The organism is Paenibacillus sp. FSL H7-0323, from assembly GCF_038002725.1.
Taxonomy (GTDB): domain Bacteria; phylum Bacillota; class Bacilli; order Paenibacillales; family Paenibacillaceae; genus Paenibacillus_AQ; species Paenibacillus_AQ odorifer.
The window spans coordinates 6,843,981-6,866,812 of sequence record NZ_JBBODB010000001.1 but is presented as its reverse complement, the minus strand read 5'-3'; the positions used below and the strand labels follow the sequence as shown (position 1 = coordinate 6,866,812).

At 44.6% G+C, this 22,832-nt stretch carries 19 protein-coding genes; 5 read left to right on the top strand and 14 right to left on the bottom strand.

Features of this window, described 5'->3' with window-relative positions; genetic code table 11:
• Positions 1-20 precede the first annotated feature (20 nt).
• Positions 21-1,916 (bottom strand): PrkA family serine protein kinase, encoded by a 1,896-nt coding sequence (locus tag MHH89_RS30490; protein ID WP_445739136.1) that lies wholly within the window; start codon positions 1,914-1,916, stop codon positions 21-23.
• Between the two features lie 334 nt (positions 1,917-2,250).
• On the opposite strand from MHH89_RS30490, the gene MHH89_RS31410 reads away from it, so the two are divergent.
• Positions 2,251-2,592 (top strand): DUF2161 family putative PD-(D/E)XK-type phosphodiesterase, encoded by a 342-nt coding sequence (locus MHH89_RS31410; protein ID WP_445739148.1) that lies wholly within the window; start codon positions 2,251-2,253, stop codon positions 2,590-2,592.
• A complete protein-coding gene (locus tag MHH89_RS31405; RefSeq protein WP_445739135.1) occupies positions 2,589-3,086 on the top strand; it encodes a DUF2161 family putative PD-(D/E)XK-type phosphodiesterase in 498 nt (165 codons plus the stop codon). The genes MHH89_RS31410 and MHH89_RS31405 overlap by 4 nt, the downstream gene beginning before the upstream one ends.
• 925 nt (positions 3,087-4,011) lie before the next feature.
• Here the strand turns inward: MHH89_RS31405 and MHH89_RS30475 are convergent.
• Together MHH89_RS30475 and MHH89_RS30470 are read right to left on the bottom strand one after the other, a co-directional pair.
• Complete coding sequence (locus MHH89_RS30475) at positions 4,012-5,229, bottom strand: aminotransferase-like domain-containing protein (RefSeq protein WP_036684431.1); 1,218 nt, start codon at positions 5,227-5,229, stop codon at positions 4,012-4,014.
• Positions 5,230-5,373: 144 nt separating this feature from the next.
• Positions 5,374-6,030, bottom strand: coding sequence for a response regulator transcription factor (locus MHH89_RS30470; RefSeq protein ID WP_036684433.1), 657 nt, complete (start codon positions 6,028-6,030; stop codon positions 5,374-5,376).
• 284 nt (positions 6,031-6,314) lie between these two features.
• On the opposite strand from MHH89_RS30470, the gene MHH89_RS30465 reads away from it, so the two are divergent.
• Positions 6,315-6,722: a hypothetical protein gene (locus tag MHH89_RS30465; protein WP_036684435.1), complete on the top strand. Its 408-nt coding sequence runs from the start codon at positions 6,315-6,317 to the stop codon at positions 6,720-6,722.
• Complete coding sequence (locus MHH89_RS30460) at positions 6,719-7,783, top strand: phosphodiester glycosidase family protein (RefSeq protein ID WP_139331019.1); 1,065 nt, start codon at positions 6,719-6,721, stop codon at positions 7,781-7,783. Before MHH89_RS30465 ends, MHH89_RS30460 begins: the two co-directional genes overlap by 4 nt.
• Positions 7,784-8,130: 347 nt before the next feature.
• Here MHH89_RS30460 and MHH89_RS30455 read toward each other — a convergent pair whose 3' ends face one another.
• From MHH89_RS30455 to MHH89_RS30420, 8 genes are all read right to left on the bottom strand, one after another.
• Positions 8,131-8,385 carry an AbrB/MazE/SpoVT family DNA-binding domain-containing protein gene (locus MHH89_RS30455; protein WP_036684437.1) on the bottom strand — a complete coding sequence of 85 codons (255 nt, stop codon included), beginning with the start codon at positions 8,383-8,385 and terminating at the stop codon, positions 8,131-8,133.
• Between the two features lie 126 nt (positions 8,386-8,511).
• Positions 8,512-8,976 (bottom strand): tRNA (uridine(34)/cytosine(34)/5-carboxymethylaminomethyluridine(34)-2'-O)-methyltransferase TrmL, encoded by a 465-nt coding sequence (gene trmL, locus MHH89_RS30450; protein ID WP_076218323.1) that lies wholly within the window; start codon positions 8,974-8,976, stop codon positions 8,512-8,514.
• 124 nt (positions 8,977-9,100) lie between these two features.
• Positions 9,101-10,189: a 3-phosphoserine/phosphohydroxythreonine transaminase gene (gene serC, locus MHH89_RS30445; protein ID WP_036684441.1), complete on the bottom strand. Its 1,089-nt coding sequence runs from the start codon at positions 10,187-10,189 to the stop codon at positions 9,101-9,103.
• Between the two features lie 106 nt (positions 10,190-10,295).
• On the bottom strand, positions 10,296-11,183 hold the full coding sequence (locus tag MHH89_RS30440; protein ID WP_341088756.1) for a hypothetical protein: 888 nt from the start codon (positions 11,181-11,183) through the stop codon (positions 10,296-10,298).
• A 111-nt stretch (positions 11,184-11,294) separates the two neighbouring features.
• Positions 11,295-14,033, bottom strand: coding sequence for a GH36-type glycosyl hydrolase domain-containing protein (locus tag MHH89_RS30435; RefSeq protein ID WP_076192810.1), 2,739 nt, complete (start codon positions 14,031-14,033; stop codon positions 11,295-11,297).
• 29 nt (positions 14,034-14,062) lie between these two features.
• A complete protein-coding gene (locus tag MHH89_RS30430; RefSeq protein WP_036684447.1) occupies positions 14,063-14,899 on the bottom strand; it encodes a carbohydrate ABC transporter permease in 837 nt (278 codons plus the stop codon).
• Positions 14,899-15,792 (bottom strand): carbohydrate ABC transporter permease, encoded by an 894-nt coding sequence (locus tag MHH89_RS30425; RefSeq protein ID WP_076126435.1) that lies wholly within the window; start codon positions 15,790-15,792, stop codon positions 14,899-14,901. Before MHH89_RS30425 ends, MHH89_RS30430 begins: the two co-directional genes overlap by 1 nt.
• Before the next feature lie 127 nt (positions 15,793-15,919).
• Positions 15,920-17,290 (bottom strand): ABC transporter substrate-binding protein, encoded by a 1,371-nt coding sequence (locus MHH89_RS30420; protein ID WP_076126433.1) that lies wholly within the window; start codon positions 17,288-17,290, stop codon positions 15,920-15,922.
• A 376-nt stretch (positions 17,291-17,666) separates the two neighbouring features.
• Between MHH89_RS30420 and MHH89_RS30415 the strand changes: the two genes are divergently transcribed.
• On the top strand, positions 17,667-18,701 hold the full coding sequence (locus MHH89_RS30415; RefSeq protein ID WP_076101584.1) for a LacI family DNA-binding transcriptional regulator: 1,035 nt from the start codon (positions 17,667-17,669) through the stop codon (positions 18,699-18,701).
• 136 nt (positions 18,702-18,837) lie between these two features.
• On the opposite strand, the gene glnA is transcribed toward MHH89_RS30415, so the two are convergent.
• The 3 genes from glnA to MHH89_RS30400 form a co-directional block, all read right to left on the bottom strand.
• Positions 18,838-20,262 carry a type I glutamate--ammonia ligase gene (gene glnA / locus MHH89_RS30410; RefSeq protein ID WP_036684454.1) on the bottom strand — a complete coding sequence of 475 codons (1,425 nt, stop codon included), beginning with the start codon at positions 20,260-20,262 and terminating at the stop codon, positions 18,838-18,840.
• A gap of 283 nt (positions 20,263-20,545) precedes the next feature.
• Positions 20,546-21,592 (bottom strand): 3-deoxy-7-phosphoheptulonate synthase, encoded by a 1,047-nt coding sequence (gene aroF / locus MHH89_RS30405; protein ID WP_341088755.1) that lies wholly within the window; start codon positions 21,590-21,592, stop codon positions 20,546-20,548.
• A 263-nt stretch (positions 21,593-21,855) separates the two neighbouring features.
• Entirely contained in the window at positions 21,856-22,812 is a 957-nt protein-coding gene (locus MHH89_RS30400) for a 4-hydroxy-3-methylbut-2-enyl diphosphate reductase (RefSeq protein ID WP_076126427.1), read from the bottom strand.
• Positions 22,813-22,832 lie beyond the last annotated feature (20 nt).

Genomic DNA, 22,832 nt, shown 5'->3' with positions numbered 1-22,832 from the left:
CCGCATAAATGAACTCTTTTTTAACGGTTAAGCAGACTTCCCACGTATTTCAGCAGCTCGTTGGCGCAAATTGGGCAGTAGTGATGTCCGTCAATAAGTCTGGCGCATACCTCGTTGATTCGTTTGAGCTGACTTTCATCAGGTGTTTTGGACGAGGTGGTGATTTTGACAATATCTTTGAGATCTGTGAACAGCTTTTTCTCAATCGCTTCCCGCAGACGGTCGTGGTTGTTGTACTCGAATTTCTTCCCTTTGCGTGAATACGCGGAAATCCGGATCAGGATCTCTTCACGGAACGCTTTTTTTGCATTCTCAGAGATTCCAATTTGCTCTTCAATCGAACGCATTAACCGCTCATCCGGCTCCATTTCCTCATCCGTCAGCGGATCACGAATTTTCGACCAATTGCAGAAAGCTTCGATATTATCTAGATAATTCTCGAAAAGTGTCTTCGCAGATTCCTCAAAGGAGTAGACAAATGCCTTTTGTACTTCACTTTTCGCTAAAATATCATATTCCTTGCGGGCAATGGAGATGAAGTTCAGATAACGCTCCCGCTCCTCTTTTGTAATCGACGGATGCTGATCCAGGCCATCCTTTATCGCCCGCAGGACATCCAGTGCGTTCATGCACTGCAGATCTCCTTTGATCAGAGCGCTGGAAATGCGGTTGATAACATAACGCGGATCAATTCCGGACATGCCCTCATCTAAATACTCCGTTTGCATCTCTTTAAGATCGGCCTCTTTATAGCCTTCGACCTCTTCGCCATCGTACATCCGCAGCTTTTTGATCAGATCCATACCTTGTTTTTTGCTTTCTTTAAGACGGGTTAGGATAGAAAAAATAGCGGCGGCACGCAGCGCATGTGGTGCAATATGCACATGACTCATATCACTCTGGGCGATCAGCTTCGCGTAGATTTTTTCCTCTTCCGAAACTCTGAGGTTATACGGAACAGGCATAACAATCATACGGGATTGGAGCGCTTCATTCTTTTTATTAGAAATAAACGACTTATACTCGGTTTCATTTGTATGAGCAATTATCATTTCGTCCGCACTTATCAACGCGAAGCGGCCAGCCTTGAAATTGCCTTCTTGCGTCAGTGACAGCAGGTTCCATAAAAACTTTTCGTCGCATTTGAGCATTTCCTGAAATTCCATCAGCCCACGGTTAGCTTTGTTCAACTCCCCATCAAAACGGTAGGCACGCGGATCAGATTCCGAACCAAATTCAGTAATGGTCGAAAAATCAATACTTCCTGTCAAATCGGCGATATCCTGAGACTTCGGATCAGAGGGACTAAAAGTACCAATCCCTACCCGCTCTTCTTCTGACAGAATAACACGCGTCACCTTAACCTGCTCAATGTCACCAGCATAATCATTTCTTAGACGCATCTGGCAGGATGGGCACAAGTTGCCCTCAATCCGTACACCAAGTTCCTTCTCAATCTCCGGACGGAGCTCCAGCGGGATCAAATGCAGCGGGTCCTCATGCATCGGGCAGCCTTCTATTGCGTATACCGCACCCGCATCTGTCCGCGAGTACTGTTCCAAACCACGTTTAAGCAGCGTGACCAGGGTCGATTTCCCACCACTGACAGGTCCCATCAATAACAAAATCCGTTTGCGAACATCAAGCCGACGTGCTGCAGAGTGAAAATATTCCTCGACCAACTTTTCGACTGCACGATCAAGTCCAAAAATCTCCTGTTCAAAAAACTTATACCGTTTGCGTCCGTTTATGTCCTCTACGCCGTGCGACTTAATCATGTCATAAACGCGGGAGTGAGCGGTTTTTGCGGGAGAGGGTCTTTTCTCAACAGTTCTATATACTGCTTGAAGGTGCCGCTCCACGCCAATAGGGTCGTTCTCAGCCCGATACGAAGCTATACGCTCAAAAATGTCCATTGCTCGCTGCCTCCTCTTGCGCTCCTACTTGCTCTTCTACTTGCTCTCCTATAGCGTTAAAAAGTGTATTACATACCTATGCGGCAAGCGCGGAATAGTTGACCTCTTTTTTACTGTGCTATAATAGAGAATCAGAAAATGGCTGTAAAACCTTATTGGGAAACCCGAAAATAAAGGCCTACGGGAGTGACAAGATGGCGGTACGACATGAAACGGAGCTATATGCTCCTTTGAAGATTTTTTTGAAAAGCAGGGTTACAGCATCAAAGGTGAGGTTCGGACCTGCGATTTGGTGGGGATTCGGGAGGACGTTGAACAGCCTCTGATCGTGGAGATGAAAAAATCATTCAATCTCGCCTTACTGCTGCAAGGGGTAGAACGGTTGAAGCTCAGTCCCACCGTCTATCTCGCAGTGGAACGTGTCCGTGATAAAAAAGGAGCGGTGAACCAGCGCTGGGGCGAGCTTAGCGGATTATGCCGCTACCTCGGTCTTGGGCTGATCACTGTTATCTTTTATAAGACCAAAGCACCGCTGGTCGAGGTGCTCGTAGAGCCAGACGAGAAGCCGCCTGCGCAGCGCAGCAATAAGCGGCGGCGCGAACGCCTGCTCTATGAGTTCCGCGAGCGCAGCGGAGACTACAACACCGCGGCGGCAGCACGCGCGTCAAGCTCGTGACGGCCTACCGCGAGAAAGCGCTGCGTGTCGCGCTTTCTCTGCAAGCAGCGGAGGCGGACGCCGCCGCCGCTGCAGAGAAGGCAGCTGCGAAGGCTTCGCCTGCAGCAGCCAAACGTTCAGCGGCGGGCACCGCTGAACAGGTTCCGGCGCTGAGCTCAGCGCCGGAGAGCCGTGCTGCCGGGGACGCGGCAGCACGGGAGGCAGCGGCGGCAGGCACGCGAAGCGATGCCCCTAGCGCTGCCTCAAGCACGCTTCCAGCGGCCGTATTGGCCGCAGGAAGCGCTCCCCGCTCGGCCGGCATCACTCCGGCCGAGCTGCGGAAGCGTAGCGGCGTACCCACCGCCGCCGCTATGCTTCAGAATAACTACTACGGCTGGTTTCACCGGGTAAGCCGTGGGCGTTACACCCTAACCCCAGCCGGTCATGCGGCGCTGGTGGAATATGCCGCGATAACAAGCGGCGTACCCAATAACAGCAATCATCCCATTAATTAGCTAACCTAGCCTGGACAGTACTTCTATCGACTATTTCTTTTTAGTCGGGTCTTATTCTTTTAGCTCGGTTCTAATCATTTACTCAGACTTTAAACTTATTATTCTGATGCACACATAACATGTGTAAATAACGCCAAAAAGCATCCCAACTACGGGATGCTTTTTCGTATGTCTTATCTTATTTAAATCCTATCTCTGTGCATTCCATGTTCTTAACTTACACTTAACATATTAGTATCTGGTGCGTACCACGCTCTTACTACACTCATATCACATTTAGATTACATTTTTAACACACTAGTATCTCATACGTACCATGTCTTATTTTACTCATATCTCATTAGTACTCATACGTTCCCTATTCGAATTGCATTCTTACCGCGTGTTTAACTCGCTCTTCCCACATTCGTAAATCATTCTCATCACATTAGTAACTCTTTCGTACCACGTTCATATCTCACTCTTACCACGTTCATGTCTCATGCGTACCTCATCCAGCTCTACTTGACTGTACTTAACTAACTTATTTACAATCTTCGAACACGAGCGCTATTTACTAAATCATTCAAAGCAAAATAAGCTTAAAAACACCCTTCCGAAAAGGGCACACTAAGTTATTAGGGAAATCCTCCCCAATATTCTTCGATTCACACGCTAAAAACTGCATTTTAGGGAATTCCTCCCTGATTTTCGCCAGATTTACCCCTAAAACGGGGAATCCCTTGATTTTTTAGGGAGAAATTCCCTAAATAGTCCATTTTAGAGTTCAAATCGACCAGTTTTAGGGAGGATTTCCCTAATTAATCTCACATCACGAACTTCATCTTGCCCGACTTGTAATTCTGTCCTTGTTTTAGCTCTAAAAGTGTCTTGTGTTGTGTTTTCATCATTTCAATCATTTCATTCACAACTTTCATTCCACTACCTAACTCCGTGCTGTGAACTCCTTAACCGCTTCGCTCATCAGATTCATGCCAAGCAGCAGCTCATCCCGCCCGGGATGGCTAAAGTTAAGGCGAAGGTGATTGCTGACTCCATCTACACTACATAACGGACCTGGCAAAAAAGCCACTCCCTTACCCAGCGCACATTTGAGCAACGCCATAACATCCATTCCCTCTGGTGGTGCGACCCACAGGAACATGCCTCCTGATGGAAGGTCATAGGAGCTGCCCTTCCAAGCAGGCCGCTTGAGCAGTTCCACCATAAGCTTCAGACGGGTGTTATACTCTCGATTCAGCTGCGCGATATGCTCACGCAGATCAAACGCAGACACATCCAATAAATGATGCAGCAGCCGCTGATTTAATGCGCTCGACTGCCAATCGGCCATCTGCTTAGCCGCAGACATCATTCTGATCAAGACTCGGCTGCCTGCCGCCCAGCCCGTCCGCAGCGCGGGCGCAACGGTCTTGCTGAACGAACCGATATAAAGCACGTGTCCGCCATCGCTGATATTTTCCAGTGCATACAAAGACGGATATCTTTTAGCCTTGTGTTCACCCTGCTTCTGGAAGTGCAAATCCCCATAAGAATCATCTTCCACAATCAAGATGTTATATGCGATACATAAATCCAATACTGCGCGGCGTCTCTCCAAACTCCATAAAATGCCGCTTGGATTGGTAAAGCTAGGGGTTGCGAACAGCATTTTCGGCTTATGCAGCTCGATCTGGCTCCGCAAATGCTCCGGATCAAGCCCGTCCAAATCACCCTGTACAGGAATAATAACGGCCCCCTGCATCCGAAGAGTCTGCAAAAATCCTGGAGAGGTCGGATTTTCTACTAATACACGATCTCCTGGATCAATATACACCCGCGACAACAAATCAATGGCTTGCTGGCTACCCGTTGTTAGCAGAACTCCACCTTCAACAACATTTACCCCTTTTTCTTTAAGCCAATCCCCTGCAAGCCACTCCCGAAGCGGTCCGTACCCTGCAGGATCACCATATTGCAGTGCTCCCGCATCTGCTGAAATCACCGTAGATGCTGCTTCAGCAAGCAGTGACAATGGGAATAGTTCTTCCGCTGGTAATTCTTCAGCTAGCGATATCATGGAGCTTCTCCGTGTTTGGGTGCGGATACTAAGAAGCGATGACGACAACAATGTGTGTGCGCGAGCAGAAAATTCGTAAATCATGCGAAATCCCCCTTCCCTGTTACCAAGTAGAAACGGCTTCGTCATCCTCATCCAAGGATGGGATGGTTACCCATTCAACATGATATTCTTACTTCTACTCCAAGAATATTCCACCCCATACGTCATTATGTCGTAAAGCGTGGGTTAGGCGTAGATTTGCCTGTTTTGTCTTGAGAAGAGCGCGAATTTCTCAATCGCTTGTGCCCGGGTCGAAACATCTAGCTTTACATAGATTTTGCGCAAATAATTATCAATGGACCGACGGCTTACCGCAATTTCAAGCGCAATTTTATCGTAGGTAATCCCTTGAACGATTCGCTCCATGATAAACATCTCTGTCTCCGTCAGTTGCAAAACATCATCTAATCCTTTAAATGTCGAAATCGGCCAAGCTCCTTTTTCAATCCATTCCAAGGGCATTGAAAGAAAACCCTCCCGTAAACCCAGGATCAGCTGTAAAAGCTGACGGGGAGAAGCTCCCTTCGAGAATATCCCGCTGGCTCCTAGTTCTACGAGGGGCTGAAGCAGTTCTCGCCCGTCTTCGTCTGTCATCACGACAAAATGTGAGTTTGGTGAGCTTTTTTTCATATTTAACAGCACACTCTCAATATTCCCCTCAGGCATATGATAATCTACTAGCACTAGCTCGGGATTTTTTTCCCTTACGATGGTAGCGCCTTCGTCCCAAGTGGAATACATTCCCAGAACCTTAAGCCCCTCTTCCTCTTCCAAAATCAATTTTGTCCCCAGCATACTTGTAGGATGACACCCCACAATGACCACCTGCCAAACCTTCATCATTAATGCCCTGACCCCCTGCTCTATATATAATCATCTAGAAAGGAAAGCGCCGCAGCGTTTCCGGTTAAAACGCAAGCAAGGCTGTATGATGACTTGTCTGTATAATCTCTAGCTGGTTACCTTGTGTACGTCTATCAGAATTCCAATCTATAGAAATTGTATCGCAGTAGTTTAATAGGATGCAATTACTTTTTCTAGTTTTCATACTCTCTTACATTTTTGCGAATCTTGTCAAAGTCTGATAGAATGGGGACTTGAAAAAAAGACCAACCCGAGGTGATAAAATGCAACCGCTAGCGGAAACGTCCCCGGTACGCTCGCGCTCTACTACTGCGAGAAACGGCCCTTCCGTAAAATGGTTTTTACTGTTCTGGATTATGATGATCGGACTCGGCGTATATGCTGTATACAGCTACACGAACCATCTGAAGCAACAGGTGCTTACCGAACTTAGTACTCAGAGCCAGCAGCAGCTTACCGTTTTGAAGACCGACTATGAAGCAAAAATTGCCGTTCTCTCTGAAGAAGTGAAGGAATTGCAGAATACAGTGCAAAGCTTTAACGAACTATTAACCTTCACTAAAGATAATGCTAGTGCCAAGACAGATAACAGCAACAAGCTATATACGCAATTGAGTGAGGTAAGCAAACAGTTAGAAGCTTTGAAGAAAGAAATGGATCTGATCAAATGATGACGCCAGTCAAAAGAGTAAACCGCTTCTTCATGCTTCTAACTGCACCGTTCATAGGCTTGGTTATTTGTATGTCGTGGTATCGACCACCGCTACAGCTAGACCTTGATGTAGGACAATTCACACCAAGCGCTGGGCCAGTGAATGAAACAGCTTCCTTAAAAAAAGAGCTGACGCTGGCAGAGGCCTCCGCAGCTTACACCATTGATGCTGTCAGCGCTAGTGCCAAGCTATATAAAGAGACTACCACTACGATGAATAAGCTGGTCGAAACAGCACAGACTCAGGCGACCCGGCCTGAACTGATCTATAACCGCAGGATTTCAGCCAAGCTTGGTATACCTTCAGAGATCGTTACTAGCGACCGTATAAGAGTTGAGTTATATCGATTGAATCCAGGAAACTACAAAGCTTATGCGTTGAAAATCAAATTGAAGGACCCGACCGCTATGAAGATGAGCTTGGCGGAGACAGCCTCCGGTGCGGAAACTACTATGCATGCCGTACAGCGTAATGGTGCCATTGCTGGTATTAATGCGGGCGGCTTTGCAGATCAATCCGGAAAACGTTATCCCTTAAGCACAACTGTAGTGGATGGAAAGTATTTATACGGTTTTGAGCCGACGTACAAGGACCTAAGTTTTGTTGGGCTGAACAAATCCGGGCAATTAATCGGCGGGAAATTCTACAGTCGCGCACAATTAGATCAGCTAGATCCGGTATTCGGCGCCACCTTTGTGCCTGTCCTCCTTAAAAACAACATCAAAACACCCATACCCGAAAAGTGGAAAACATCCCCTAATCGGGCACCACGTACCGTGATCGGCAAATATAAAGATGATCAGATCCTGCTTTTTGTAGCGGATGGATATAATGAGTATGGCAGCTCTGGTGCACAGCTGGAGGAGATTCAGAACAAATTATCGAATATGGGTCTTGTAGATGCTTATAATTTAGATGGTGGTGGCTCTTCCTCATTGATCTTTAACGGAAGAGTTATCAATAAACCATCCGATGGAAATCTAAGAGCTGTGCCAACGAATTTTCTGTTTTTTAAATAATATAGTAAATTGTCTATGTAACATATCACATTTGCGTTTATTTTTATTAAATTGCAGGTTATAATCTTGATAACGAATACATTCGCTATTGGAGGTGCCAGTATGTCGTTCTCATTAACCTTTTGGATCGTAATGTTCGTATTTGTGTTATTTACGGTCGGCATCCTTACCTCATCTTACAACGACGACAAAACAAAAGGCCTATAAAGCCGATATGTCCCTGCAGCCACTTGGTGCGGGGGCATTTTTTGTATACATAAAAAAACTGCCCCCCAAGTAGAAGAGTTCTACGAAGAGGACAGTTTTTTTATAAGCTCTTGGCTGTCAAAATTCAAAATATGTACTTCTTAGGCATGTCTTGGCAATTGAGTCATTTCCGAAAGGCATGCAGAACAAATATAACGATCTTTATATTCGCTTACACCATCCATCGATCCACAGAAAACACATTTTGGACGGTAACGCTCCAAGATGATATGGTCACCCTGTACCAAAATTTCAACCGGGTCGCCTTCATTCATCTGATACCTTTTACGCAGGGACTTAGGCAGAACAATTCTACCCAACTGATCCACTTTGCGAACTACACCAGCAGGTTTCATAACTAACGTACACCTCTCCTGTTCAAGAAAAATTATTTAGTAGCTACTACTTATTTCGGCTCTTTCAATATATTTCGTTACCTAATTGTCGAATCCTGCTGAAAAAAATAAAAAATTTGTCTTTTTTTAAATAAGATTAGGGAAATCCAATTGTCGAAGCGCCTCGTACACAATAATTGCTGCCGAATTGGATAAATTCAGAGATCTCACAGCATCACTCATTGGCATGCGCATTTTTGTTTCTTTACCTGCTTCTAGAATCTCTGCAGAAAGCCCCTTCGTTTCCTTGCCAAAAACAAAAAAATCGCCATCTTGGAACTTAAAGTCGCTGTATCTTTTCTCTGCTTTCGTCGTTGCGTAAAAGAAACGCCCCTCGCTATATTTCTCCAAAACCTCAGCAAAGGAGTCGTGATATTCAATAGTAACAGCATGCCAATAGTCTAATCCTGCTCTTTTTAATGTAGCATCGTCTGTACGGAATCCGAGTGGACGAACCAAGTGAAGATGAGTGCCGGTAGCGGCGCAAGTACGCGCAATGTTGCCAGTATTGGCCGGAATTTCCGGCTCGACTAATACGATATGGAGTGCCATTATATGGTTCCTTCCTCTCTAAAGGCTTAATAGCCAGATGTTTTACTCTAGTGCCTAACCATAGCTTCTCCAAACAAACTGAAAACCTTCCACCAAGAAGGCGGAAGGTTATAGATAGAATTCATTAACCTTGAGTTTGCCGGAAATGGTTCATGAAATCGGATAGTGCTTTTACACTTTCGTAAGGAACTGCATTGTAGATGGAAGCACGCAAGCCCCCAACACTGCGGTGACCCTTTAAGCCGACAAAACCTTCCAGTTCAGCAGCTTTGACAAACTGCTTTTCGAGTTCTTCTGATTGCATCCGGAAAGTAACGTTCATAATAGAGCGGCTGCCTTGTTCTGCAACACCACGGTAGAAACCGTCACTTCCATCGATGTGATCATATAACAGACCCGATTTTTCAAGGTTCTTGGAATGGATGCCAGCTAAGCCGCCTTGCTCCTCAATCCATTTTAATACTTCGTTCACCATATATACAGAGAAAGATGGAGGTGTATTGTAAAGAGAGTTATTCTTATAATGAGTGCTGTAACGCATGATAGTAGGAATGTTAGAAGGTGATTCTGCAAGCAATTCTTCTTTCGCGATAACTACAGTCACGCCTGAAGGTCCAAGGTTCTTTTGTGCTCCGGCATAGATCATTCCGAATTGGTTCACATCGATTGGACGGCAAAGTATATCACTGGACATATCCGCGATTAACGGAATCGAGCCTGCATCCGGAAATTCTGCATATTGCGTTCCTTCAATGGTCTCGTTGGAAGTAACATGAAGGTAAGCAGCATTCTCCGCAGCTTTGATCGAACTTAATTCAGGTATAGCCAAGAATTTCTTATCTTCGGAAGAAGCAGCAACATGAGCGCCTCCTACCAATTTGGCTTCTTTATAAGCTTTATCTGCCCAGCTACCTGTCATTACATAGCTACCTACTTGGCCTTCGGAAATCAAGTTCATAGGGATCATTGCAAACTGTGTGCTTGCTCCGCCTTGTACGAACAATACCTTATAGCCCTTCGGATTGCCGAGGAGCGAAAGCAGACGTTCCTGCGCTTCATTATGCACGGATTCGTAAATGGCACCACGGTGCGACATCTCCATGATAGACATTCCACTTTCCCGGAAATCAACAAACTCCGCTTGTGCGCGTTCCAGTACCGTAAGCGGCAATGCTGCCGGTCCGGCATTAAAATTGTATGCTCTCTTATTCAAAACTGCTCCCCACCCTTTCTCTCCTATCAATATGGATATGGTTATGATAGCAATATTCTCCCGCACCAGCAAGTATAATTATTCACATAAAAGGTTAAGACGGTACTCATTTCGCAGTGAAAAACCGGTAAGATCGGCGCCAGCTCTTGCTTTGACGCGGTAAAAGACTAATGTTCACAAATACTTCAGGAGAGACTACATGACCTTCTCCCCACAGGGCCATACGTTCTACTGGAAAGTCCCCACTCTCTCGCACGCCTGTTCCACTAGGCTTATGAACCAACTCCCAGGTGAACTCATTTTCCTCACCTTCCCAACCGCTCAACTTGCAATAAAAGGGTTTATCCGGTTCCTTTGACCAAGTAAGGGTATTCCCGGATACCTCTAGCAATTCTTTCGTATAGGAGGATTCTGGTTCTACTACCTTGAGTTCCCTCGGAAGACGCAGTTCGAAATCCTGCCCAATATTCAACCCGTCGATTCCGATGAAGTTGTGAATATATTCCTCCGTATGGAAAGGCTTTTGCCCTTTGTTATGCAGTTCATATGCAATTATTAATTGATCCCCCTGTAAAGAAATCGTTTTGGTTAGCTGCACAGCATATCCGTTGCTTTCCATCGGGTGGATCGTATAGGTGACCGCATCATTCCCTGCTTCGATATCCTTACTAAAAGAGGTTAAGGGGAACTCCTCATTGAAACTGTATAATGGGGAATTTCCTTTTTGTAACAATCCGACTCCGATTTTTGGAAACCAGCCTCCGATTGGTGCTTCATCATATCCAATTGCCCGGGAAATGCCAAACTCATTACAAAGCCCCTTGCCCCCAGTTCCTTCGCCTGGCTTCAAGCTTTCCGGCACACAAAACGTATGTTTCCCCTCTTCTAATGTCACCTGTGTAATAAATCCTGTCCAGTCAAAACGTGTGCCCTTATACTCTCCGATATCAGCGATATCGACAGTTAATATGCCATTTGACAGTCTGTAACCCATACCTAACGCGCCCTTTCGTTCATTGTTACAATGAATAAATATTCATTATTGAAAAAAACGTCTGCAGCCGCTATGAATAACGGTGCAGACGTCTTAAAATATCGTATAAAGCTACGCCAATGTCACTTCAATCAAGTGGCATTTCTCTGTCTGCAGAGAGAGCAACTCTTCACGCGGAATAATCGCACTTCCTGAGCCGCGCTGCAGCGTCACCTCGCTGCCATTCAGGGTAACAGCGTGTATTTGGTACTCCCCGTAGTTTAAGCTTCCTGTGGCTTTATAGACCACTTCAAACTCGCGATCCGCGAAGATTGTCTTAATAGAGGCTTTTCCCTCAGAATCAAACTGCTCTTTAACAAGCTTCGGTTCCAACAAAAGATCGCCTAGCTTACCTTTTACACCAAATACTTCAGTAACCATAGTTAACAGCAGCCAGCTTGCTGATCCTGTTAAATACGTATACATCCCTCTGCCTTGCTCGTTAATATACTCAGGAATTCCTGGGTATATGCGGGCTTTTGCAAAGTCAGTACTTAAGCTATACAGAGATTCTAATACTTTATGTCCTTCTTTCACATATCCGCGTTTATACAACGCATTGCCATACATGATGGTCATGTGACTGAACATAGCACCGTTCTCTTTATGTCCAAAGGCAAAGCCAAAGGCGCGACCCAGATTCTGCTGGATGCCTCCAAAACGGGAATTAAGTCTGTACCCAATTTTGTCATCCAGTAGATTACGATCCACGGCGGCAATGATATGCGGAATTTGCTCTGGCGCAGCTGCATGACCCATCAGCGGGAATACTTGACCTGTAAGCGTCATTCGAACGCCTTCTGCAAATTCCCCTTCCACTTGTTCTCCATCATTATTATAATAACCGTTAAACCAGCCTCCACCTTGTTCACTTTCCACCCACTCATTGCGGCGCAAGTGATTAAAGATCCACTCTGCTTTTTGTTCCAGATCGTCCGCTACTGTCTCTATGTCGAGTGCTGCACGAATACCGCTAACTTTGTTCGGAGCGGCAGCATAATATTGATTAAGTCTTTCATGCTTGCCTGATACAGATTCATAATCCACTTGCTCACCAAGCGAATCTAGCAATAGTTTCATTTCTTCTGCCAATTCAACTGTCTCTTGCCCTTTAGAAGTCTTTAGCGTACGCAGCACACGAGAAATATCCAATAAGTTACTTGCGTAGAATGCTGTGAAAGCTACACTCTCACCCCGGTCTGCGCCCATATCAAGACCATCATTCCAGTCTGCACCCTCCAGCAGGATATTATTGTGCTCTCCAACATTAAAGAACGGAACCAGATTTTGCAGCAGGATATGTTCCAGAATCGTACCTTTATAAACCTCACCAGAAGTTGTTCTGAGATCACTTCCTAGCGAGGTATCCCATGAAGTATCACGTTCCTTACAGCGACTCATAAAGGTATCGCGGAAATACGTCTGTTCCTGCAATAAGAAATCAAGATCACCACTCTGATCCAGATATAACATAGTAGTTAAGAACGGCCAAGCCCCATGATCCATCCACACCCGCGGGATGTTGTTACGGTCGGCAATAAATTCACCAGGCTGTTGACCGATAATAGTGGCATTACTACCATCTATTCTTACCCCAGCGTAGTTGTTCAGCAGTAAGCTGCGTACTTCAGCCGGTTCCATAATAAGGAGTGCTAGACAATCCTGCCAAAGATCCCGCCAGCCACGTCCGCCTCTTCCATAATCATGATAAGGCAAGAAGGAGTTACCATAAAGTCTTCTCAGCACGGGTTGAATCGTAACCCATTTCATCCATTGGTCAGCATCTGAATCACCGGTATGAAATTCTACCATATTCACTTTATCTGCCCAGAAGGCTTTAGTCTCCTCAAGCAAATGATCAAAGGCTTCAGATGTACCATATTTGTTCATCAAAGCATCCACATCAATTCTCTCATTATGGATCGCCATAACTACTATATAAGAATGGCTGTCACCAGGAGACAGAGTAAGCGTCTCGTAACGAAGACCCCCGATAGCCTCATATCCCTCTCTTTGTACGCCTCCGCCCTTGCCAATCTCCGGCGTGTTGTTCAGGATAACAGCTTCCGGCCAATCCAGGCTTCCACCTTCTCCAATGAACTCCTCCTGCACCGGAAAGAACCCCGCAGGTTGACTGCCGTCACCCTCTGCACCAAATACTCCATAAGAAGTGTGATTGATGCGGTGTCCCCGCTCATCAAAGGAGAGCGCAGGCTGAACCTCAACACCATAGGGTGAAGTATAAATCCGGTTAAGCAAGGAGGTTACATGTCTATGATCGCGCAGATCATCCGCCGAACGCGCGTAAATCGGAACTACCGCTGTCGGTGTCAGCGTAATAGCCTCTGCTGCTGTATTGGTCAACGTAACCTTCATTAATTCGACTTTATCATTACCACTTGGCACAAAGCTGGTGATTTCAGCTTTAACACCCATCTCTGCGTTACAACGCGTTACGCGTTGCCACAAGAAACCAGCCTCTAGTACTGCTTCATCAGTAGACGATGTATAAAAATCGGCATTTTGCTTAGCGGAGTTCCCCACTGCCGACCAAGCTCCCTTGCCGTCTACGTATACCCAGAAGTTGCGGGAAGCCCGCGAATTATGCAAATCTTCAACAGATAATGGCGGTGTTAAAAATGAATTATGACCTGTGGTAACCTGACCATGAAGTTTTGGAGTTACTGTCGACATCATTCCCCCTTCATTCACTAGAGGGAAATATAGAAAACTGCTGCGATCCGGTTGCTGAAGCCTGAATTCCCCATCATTTCCGGTGAATTCGAAGCCATGAATTTTATTACGATCCATTCTCTCCATCCTCTCATTTACACAACTACTTAAGCTTTAACCGCACCTGCCAATGCACCGTCAACGATATACTTTTGAATGAAGGTGTATAGGATGATAAGCGGTGCAGATACGATCATGATCCCGCACGCCAACATAGGCCAGTTGTTTCCGTATTGACCGCGGAATTCTTTAAGCCCGAAGGTGATTGGATAGTTTTCTGGACTCGGTAAATACATGACCGGCCCCACGAAGTCATTCCAGATACTAATTGCTGTTAGAATAACACCTGTAGCAATTACTGGTTTCATAAGTGGCATGATGATCTGGAACAAATAACGCATATATCCAGCGCCATCCATACCTGCTGCTTCATCCATCTCCCGGCTAATTCCTTTGATGTAACCTACAAACATCATGAACACGATACCCGTTCCGCCTGTTTTAAGGAGAATGTAACCCAGCTTCGTGTCATAACCTACAAATCCTAGCTCCTGTTTCATGGTAAGCATCAGCTTGAACTGTGCGACCATTGGATTCGGCAGGAACTGAGACATCAAGAAGAACAAATAAATAAATCCGCTCCACTTCACATAATTTCTCGCCACCGGGAAGGCCCCGAATAACGAAACAATTAGGGTCAGCACTGTTGCTACGGCTGTATACAGCAGACTGTTTAAGAAATAATTAGAGAAATTACCCTGTAGCCAAGCTTCTTTATAATTATCCCATTGAATACTTTTTACGAGACCGATAGGATCTAACAGATATTCTGTAAAGGACTTGAATGAAATATTGATTACAAATAACAACGGCATGATATACAAAACAAGCAACACTGCAATCAGAATATAAGAGAGAGTTTTGGCGGTTTTGGAATCCTTCATTAATATTCCACCTCTCTCTTACGCATTTGTTTCACTGCAAATACTACAAACACCAGAATCATAAGGAACTGAACCACGGAAAGCGCGGAAGGAAGTCCCATCTGTAGAGAACCACGGAACGTCTCTTTATAAACGTCATATGCCATCGTTCTTGTGTTAAAGCGACCGTCCGTAGTTGCGAGAATAATATCAAAGGTGGACATCGCACCGATAATAGACAAAATAATGTTAATCGTAAAGGATGGAGCGATAAGTGGGAATGTGATATTTTTAAAAGATTGCCACTTCGTAGTTCCGTCTATATATCCAGCCTCATACAAATCTTTGGGTACGGATTGTAGTCCCGCAAGGAAAATCAACATTGAATATCCCATATACATCCAAATTTGCGTAAATATAATATAACCGAACGCATGAGTGAAGCTTCCAAAGAACATATCTTTATAACCGAACAAAGAATCATACAGTTGGTTAACCGGACCACTCAGCGGATCGAACATCATGCCCCATACCAGTGCAACTACCGCCACACCAAGCACAACCGGTAAAAAGAATACCGCGCGATAGAAATAATCGCCTTTCAGCTTCTGATTGATAACTACGGCCATAAGCAGACCGACACCGTTCTGTACAATGGTTACAATGACCATGAAATAAATAGTACGTATAATGGAATCCCAACGCTCGCCTGAATTTCCTGAGTAAAATACATCATAATAATTGTCAAGGCCTACGAAACTCATCTTGCTTCCAGGAACGTTAGTGATATCTGTAAATGAATAGATGACCGTCATCATAGATGGGCCAAAATAGAAAATTACATACAATGATAATGGAATCATTAGCAGCAGAAGCGGTATATATCGTTTAAAACCTTTCCCGAACGGATACATTTCTCTCACCTACCCAATCCTAATTCAATAAAATGATCGGGGCCTGCACAAAACAGACCCCGAAGCTGTAAAACATGTTTGGTGTACAGTATGTTGTAGATTCTTTTTTATTTATTGGGATAGCTACTTATTTAGGTGCTGCTGCTTCCCATTCTTTTTGTTGTACGTCTGCAAGCTCTTTAGCGGTTTTAAACTCGCCGCCTGGTGCCAAATACTCAGTGTGAACGCCTTCAGCTGCAATGTGTTCACCAACGTTGTCACGGTTAATCATCATAATTTCATAAGCAAGCTCGAAATCTCCAGTCATGTATGGAGCAAGTTCTTTGTCAATAAAATCACTTTCAGTGGCAATATTGTCTTGTGTAGGCAAGAATCCTGCTGCTTTAACATATTCTGTGTAGTTTTCTGGTTCAGAGAAGAATTCCAGCCATTTCAAAGCACCTTCTTTGTTCGGGCCTTTTTCTGCTGCATACCAAGTTACATCGTATTTACCGACAAGAGAATTATTCTTAGCAGCATCTTCTGTAGCTGGGATTGGGAAGTAACCAAATTTCACATCTGGATTTGCTGCCGCGATCGTAGGAGCATCCCAAGTTCCGTCAGCAATCATAGCTGCTTTTCCTGTTGCGAAAAACGAAGGTGCTGTTGCATAGTCGATACCCAAGAAACCGTCGATGATGTAGTTATCTTGAAGCGTCTTCATTTTCTCCAATACTTCTACAGCCTCAGCATCGTTAAATGCCGAAGTTCCCTTCCAAACGCCCTCAATCCATTGTTGTTGGTTGCCGCCACCCAGAATCTTAGCTTGCAAACCGAACACTGGCAGTTTCAATGGCCATACGTCTTTACCAGCCACTACGATTGGAACAATACTCTTAGCTTTCAATGTATCTAGAACACTAATGAACTCTGTCCAAGTTGTAGGTACAGTCAGACCGTTTTGTTCAAAAATTTCTTTATTATAGAAGAATCCTGACATTGCTACTTTACCGGTTGGGATTGCATACACTTTATCTTTATAAGTGCCGGCTTTAGCAATATCATTCGCATTGTAGTTTTTAACGAAAGCTTCGTTGCTCAGATCAGCAATCAGTCCGGAATCAATCCATTGTTGCCAGTCTGGCACTTTCGCACCTGGTGTCCAATCTTTCGGGGACAATCTCATACCGGATAGATCGGCAAGAACATCTACGTCACCAGCTGTAATTCTTGCTCTTTGTGCTTGTTTGAATTCATCATCCGGACCCGTGGTTGTGTACTCCACTTTGTATTCCGGATATTTTTCTTCAAACTTTTTATTAATTTCTGTAATGACCTTGTTAATATTCTCTTGTTTCCAGTGTAAGATCTTAATCACTTTCTTATCACCAGATGCAGGCTTGTTTGTTCCGCTGCCCGGAGTAGCCTCACCATTCGCGTTGTTATTGCTGTTTCCACATGCTGCTAATGAGAGCACTAGCGCTGAGCTCAACAATACCGCAGAAAGCTTCTTTACCATTTTGTTACCCCCCAGATAATTTGTTATGACCCTTTTAACGAAACCACATGTTAATTCCTGAAAATCACGAAACAGTAAGGACGATATCACAGAAAGCGGTTTCGGTGTTTTTATTATTACATCGTTATTTGTCTTTGTAAAGTCTTTTTTCTTTGTTCGTTTTTGAACGTTTTTTGAACCAAATATTCAAAAAAACCTTTAAAACCAAGCATAATCCTAGTTTAAGAGTAAACATCCCATTGACTATAATCTTATTGAACTATAAAATAAGTAACGAAACTATTTCGTAAATCATAAATTCAAGTCATAAAAAATAGCCTTGAGTAGATTTTAAACATATATTACGGAACATTTTTCACTATAAGGGGGACTTAATTTGGCCTACAGCATCAAAGATATAGCGAAAATTGCTGGAGTTTCTGTTTCGACAGTATCCAAAATCATTAATAACTACAGTGATATTTCGGAAGATACCAAGACAAGGGTTCAACAAATTATAAAAGAAACTGGATATACCCCCTCCAATTCAGCTAAAACATTGGCTACGAAATCATCCAATCTAATCGGAGTGATTTTTGCCGGAATGCTGAATGTCGACTTTACCCACCCTTTTTTCATCGAGGTGCTAAATTCATTCAAAAAACAAATGGGATTACTAGGTTACGACCTTATCTTTTTTTCCAATGAAAAATTCCAAAGTGGCGATACTAACGATTATCTTGCCCGTTGCCAGCATTTTAATGTAGATGGGTGTGTGCTTCTATCCGGACAGGAGCTAGAAACCTCTATCAGCGAATTAGACAACAGTGCAATTCCGTGTATCGGCGTAGATTTAAAGCTGACCGGTGACAACTCTGGTTTTATCATGTCGGATAATTTCAAAATGTCCTCCAAAGTGGTGGAACACTTTTACTTACTGGGCTATCGAGAGCTTGGCTACATCGGCAGTTCCTCAGATTCAGACATCTCCAATATGCGCGAAAGTGGTTATCGCAAAGCTCTTGAAGATTTAGGACTGCCTATTAACGAGAATTGGTTCTTAAACGGAAGTAACTTCTTTGAGGCCAGCGGGTATGAGACGATGCGTAGAATGATTGAGAATGGAAATTTACCTAGAGCGATCTTCGCGGCGTCCGATCAGCTTGCTATAGGGGCGATGCGTGCTCTTAAAGAGGCTTCTATCGCCGTTCCTGAAACTGTCGCAATTATTGGCTGTGATGATATCGAGGCCTGCAATTATACAACCCCCCTATTGACTACCATCCGCCAAAATAAAGATAAGATCGGCCGCCTAGCAGCGCTAATGCTATATGATCTAATAAACAACCAATCCGGCACGAGTTCTTTCAGCGTGGAGCCAGAGCTTATCATTAGAGAGTCCTGCGGCGCTCCTGAACGGGGGCTAGTGTAGTCTTTCTTAGCATAAAGTCATAGGGCACAGTAAAATCCATTACTTTTCCTGATTCATAAAAAAGAAGCTGCCCCAAGTAGAATTCACTACTTTTGAGATAGCTTCTTTTATTATAAAGATTATAATAGCAGGAATCTTATAGATCGAAGTACAAGGCGTATTCATGTGGATGAACACGAATGGCAACCTCTTGTGCTTCAGAACGTTTCAGAGCAATATAGTTATCGATGAAGTCCTTAGTAAATACGTCGCCTTCTGTTAGGAACTCGTAATCAGCTTCCAAAGAATCAAGCGCTTCGCTCAGGCTGCCTGGAACGCTGCGGATTTTTTCTTTATCTGCATCAGACAATTCATAGATGTTCTTATCCAGAGGACCATAACCCAGTTCTTGCGGGTTGATCTTGTTCTTGATTCCGTCCAGACCTGCCATCAGCATTGCGGAGAATGCCAAGTAAGGGTTAGCTGTGGAATCCGGTGTGCGGAATTCGATACGACAGCCTTTTGGTGTCACAGCTGCTACCGGGATACGAACTGCTGCAGAACGATTTCCTTTGGAGTAAACCAAGTTAACCGGTGCTTCGTAGCCAGGAACCAGACGTTTAAAGGAGTTGGTGCTTGGGTTAGTCAAAGCGATCAATGCTGGTGCATGGTACAAAATACCACCGATATAATGAAGAGCCATTTCGCTCAGGTTAGCATAAGCGCCTTTTTCGTAGAACAAAGGAGTGTCTCCGTCAAAGATGGATTGATGCACGTGCATTCCGCTACCGTTATCACCGAACAGCGGTTTTGGCATGAAGGTTGCTACCTTGCCATACTGACGTGCAGTGTTTTGTACAATATATTTATAAGTCATGAGATTATCAGCAGTTTTCTTCAAGGTATCAAAACGGAAGTTAATTTCCGCTTGACCTGCAGTGGCTACTTCATGGTGATGACGTTCAATGCGTAGTCCAACTTCAGCGAGCAGACGGCACATTTCACTGCGGATATCCTGTTGGGAGTCAACTGGTGCTACAGGAACATATCCACCTTTAACGCCAACTTTAAATGCCAAGTTGCCGCCCTCTTCTTTACGACCCGTATTCCAAGCCGCTTCTTCAGAATCTACGAAGAATGAGGATCTGTTCATGCCACTTTCGTAACGAACATCGTCAAAGATAAAGAATTCTGATTCAGGCGCGAAGAATGCAGATGTACCTACTCCGCTTTTTTGCAGGAATTCTTCTGCTTTCACAGCAATACCGCGAGGATCGCGCTCATAACGTTCGCCATCAGGAGTGAAAATGTCGCACATCACGTTCAGCGTTGGATGAGCTGTAAACGGATCTATGAATACACTATTCGGATCAGGCATCATAACCATGTCTGATTCTTCAATACCACGGAAACCTTTGATGGAAGAACCGTCGAATGCTACCCCATTTACAAAAGTTTCATCTTCCACTTCAGAAGCTGGCAGAGAGATGTGGTGGGCACGACCACCTAAATCTACGAATCGAAAATCTACCCACTCGATATTGTTCTCTTTAATTGTTTGCAACACTTTTTCAACCGACATGAATTTTTCCTCCCCCAAGTTCCGAACATTAGGCCGCTCACAGTATGCAAATGTTCTTGTTTTAATTTTTTTTGCTGTCGTAATTATAAATCTCATACCTAACATCGTCAATGCTTATGTCAGGTATTTCTTTCAGCAATGTAAGATATTCTAACGCTTTCGTGAAATCTGTTATTTTCGCATATTTCCATGTCACATTTATTTTATCCAACTCCAAAAAAACCCTCTTTTCCCACTAGGTCGCGGGTTAAGAGGGCTTCCGAGGAAGCTATTAGATTAAATTTTATAGGACCGAAACCGCTTCTGGCGAAGTTGAAAACTTACGTCCAACAATTGGAGCCAGCTTTTCCAGATCCTTAAGCAGGTTATCAAACTGATCAGGAAATAACGATTGAACACCATCACCTGTCATGGAATTGTCCGGATCTGTGTGCATTTCAATAATTAGACCATTTGCGCCAGCAGCAACAGAAGCTTTGGCCATAGGCTCAACTAACTCACGACGACCGGTTCCGTGACTTGGATCAGAGATTACTGGAAGATGGCTTAAGCTTTGTAGCACAGGAATAGCCGATAGATCCAGCGTGTTACGAGTGTAGGTCTCAAATGTGCGAATCCCGCGCTCACAGAGCATTACATCCTTATTACCGCCTGCCAAAATGTACTCCGCTGCATTGAGCAACTCATCGTAGGTCGCACTGAAGCCACGTTTTAGAAGAACAGGTCTGCCACAGGTCCCCAGCTTGCGCAGCAAATCAAAGTTCTGCATATTCCGTGTACCCACCTGCAGAATATCCGCATGCTCCGCACAGATTTCAACATACTCTGGTGTCATAACCTCTGTAATGGTCAACAGCCCATGACGCTTTCCTGCTTCAGCCATCATAGTCAAACCTTCCACACCTACGCCTTGGAAGCTGTACGGTCCTGTACGGGGCTTAAACGCGCCTCCACGAAGTACCTGAGCACCAGACGCTTTAACAAGCCGGGCGATCTCATCAATCTGCTCTGGAGACTCAACGGCGCAAGGTCCGCCCATGATCACCAGGTTTTCTCCACCAATCTTCACACCCTTGATATCAATAATCGTATCCTCAGGATGGAAATCCCGGCTGGCCAGCTTGTAGGATTTGGAGATCTTCACGACGTTCTCTACACCCTTCATTTGCCGCAAATGCTCGGCGAGCTTAGGAGTGACGACTCCCACTAAACCTATCACCGTGTGATCTGCTCCTCTGGAGAGATGCACCTGCAAGCCTTCTTTTTCGATTACGGCAATTATATCTTTAACCTGCTCTTCCGGTGTTTGATTTGATGTAATGACGATCATATTTATAACTCCCTCTCTACATTTAAAATTTATAATAATTCCGCTAAATACTATCTCGCTACGACGCGTGTTCGCTTTTAAGCTTTTATGCTTTTAATCACTAAAGCAATTTTACCTCAAAAAACGATTATAGTCAATCTATATTCTAATTCCTATGCCGGAAGCGTTCTTTCGATAAAAAAGAGCACTTAACCTCGACTGACGAAGTTAAGCGCTCTTGTTGTAGCGTTCATAATATATAAGTTCGAGCTTAGCCCATTACATTAAGTAGTACTTGCACTTTTATTCTTAACCGGTGGCAGCAGCTTCGCCATATTCACTGTACGTTTGATCTCCCACGTCTCCGGATTAGCCGAATCATACTGATCTAAGTAGTTAATCACTTCTTTGGTGATAGGTGTAGGTGTGGACGCGCCAGAAGTGACCCCGACGATATTTACACCCTCTAGCCATTCTGTTTGGAGTTCAGACACATCAGAAATACGATGGGCAGGAACCCCAGCGATTTCTTCCGACACCTGTGCCAGACGATTGGAGTTGTTGCTTCGCGGATCACCGACAACAATCACCAGATCACATTGCCCCGCTTGTTCCGCCACAGCCTCTTGACGTACTTGGGTAGCCATACATATCTCATTATGCACTTCAGCACCTGGGAAGGTCTCTAGAAGCTTTTTCATGATGTGTTTAATATCCCACTGGCTCATAGTAGTCTGATTCGTAATGACAATACGTGAAGAAGAGATGGATAACGTAGCAATCTCATCTTCTTTTTCAATCAGATGCACATGCTCAGGGGCAATACCCACAGCACCCTCCGGTTCCGGATGGCCTTTTTTGCCGATATAAATGACCTCATAACCGTCATCTACTTTTTCCTGAATAAGATCATGGGTCTTCGTGACATCAGGACAGGTAGCGTCGACCGTAGTTAGACCCTTGTCCCTAGCCATCTTGCGTACCTCAGGAGAAACCCCGTGTGCAGTGAATATGACAGTCCCACTATCCACTTTATCCAGAATATCCAGACGATTATGTCCGTCCAAAGTAATAATGCCATCATCTTCGAACGAATTCGTGACATGACTGTTATGAACAATCATACCCAGTATATAAATCGGCCGGGGAAGATCGAGATTTTGCGCAGCCTGCCGTGCCATAACCATTGCATCGACAACTCCGTAACAATATCCCCGGGGAGAGATTTTAATGACTTCCATGAGTTCACCAGCTTTCTGCT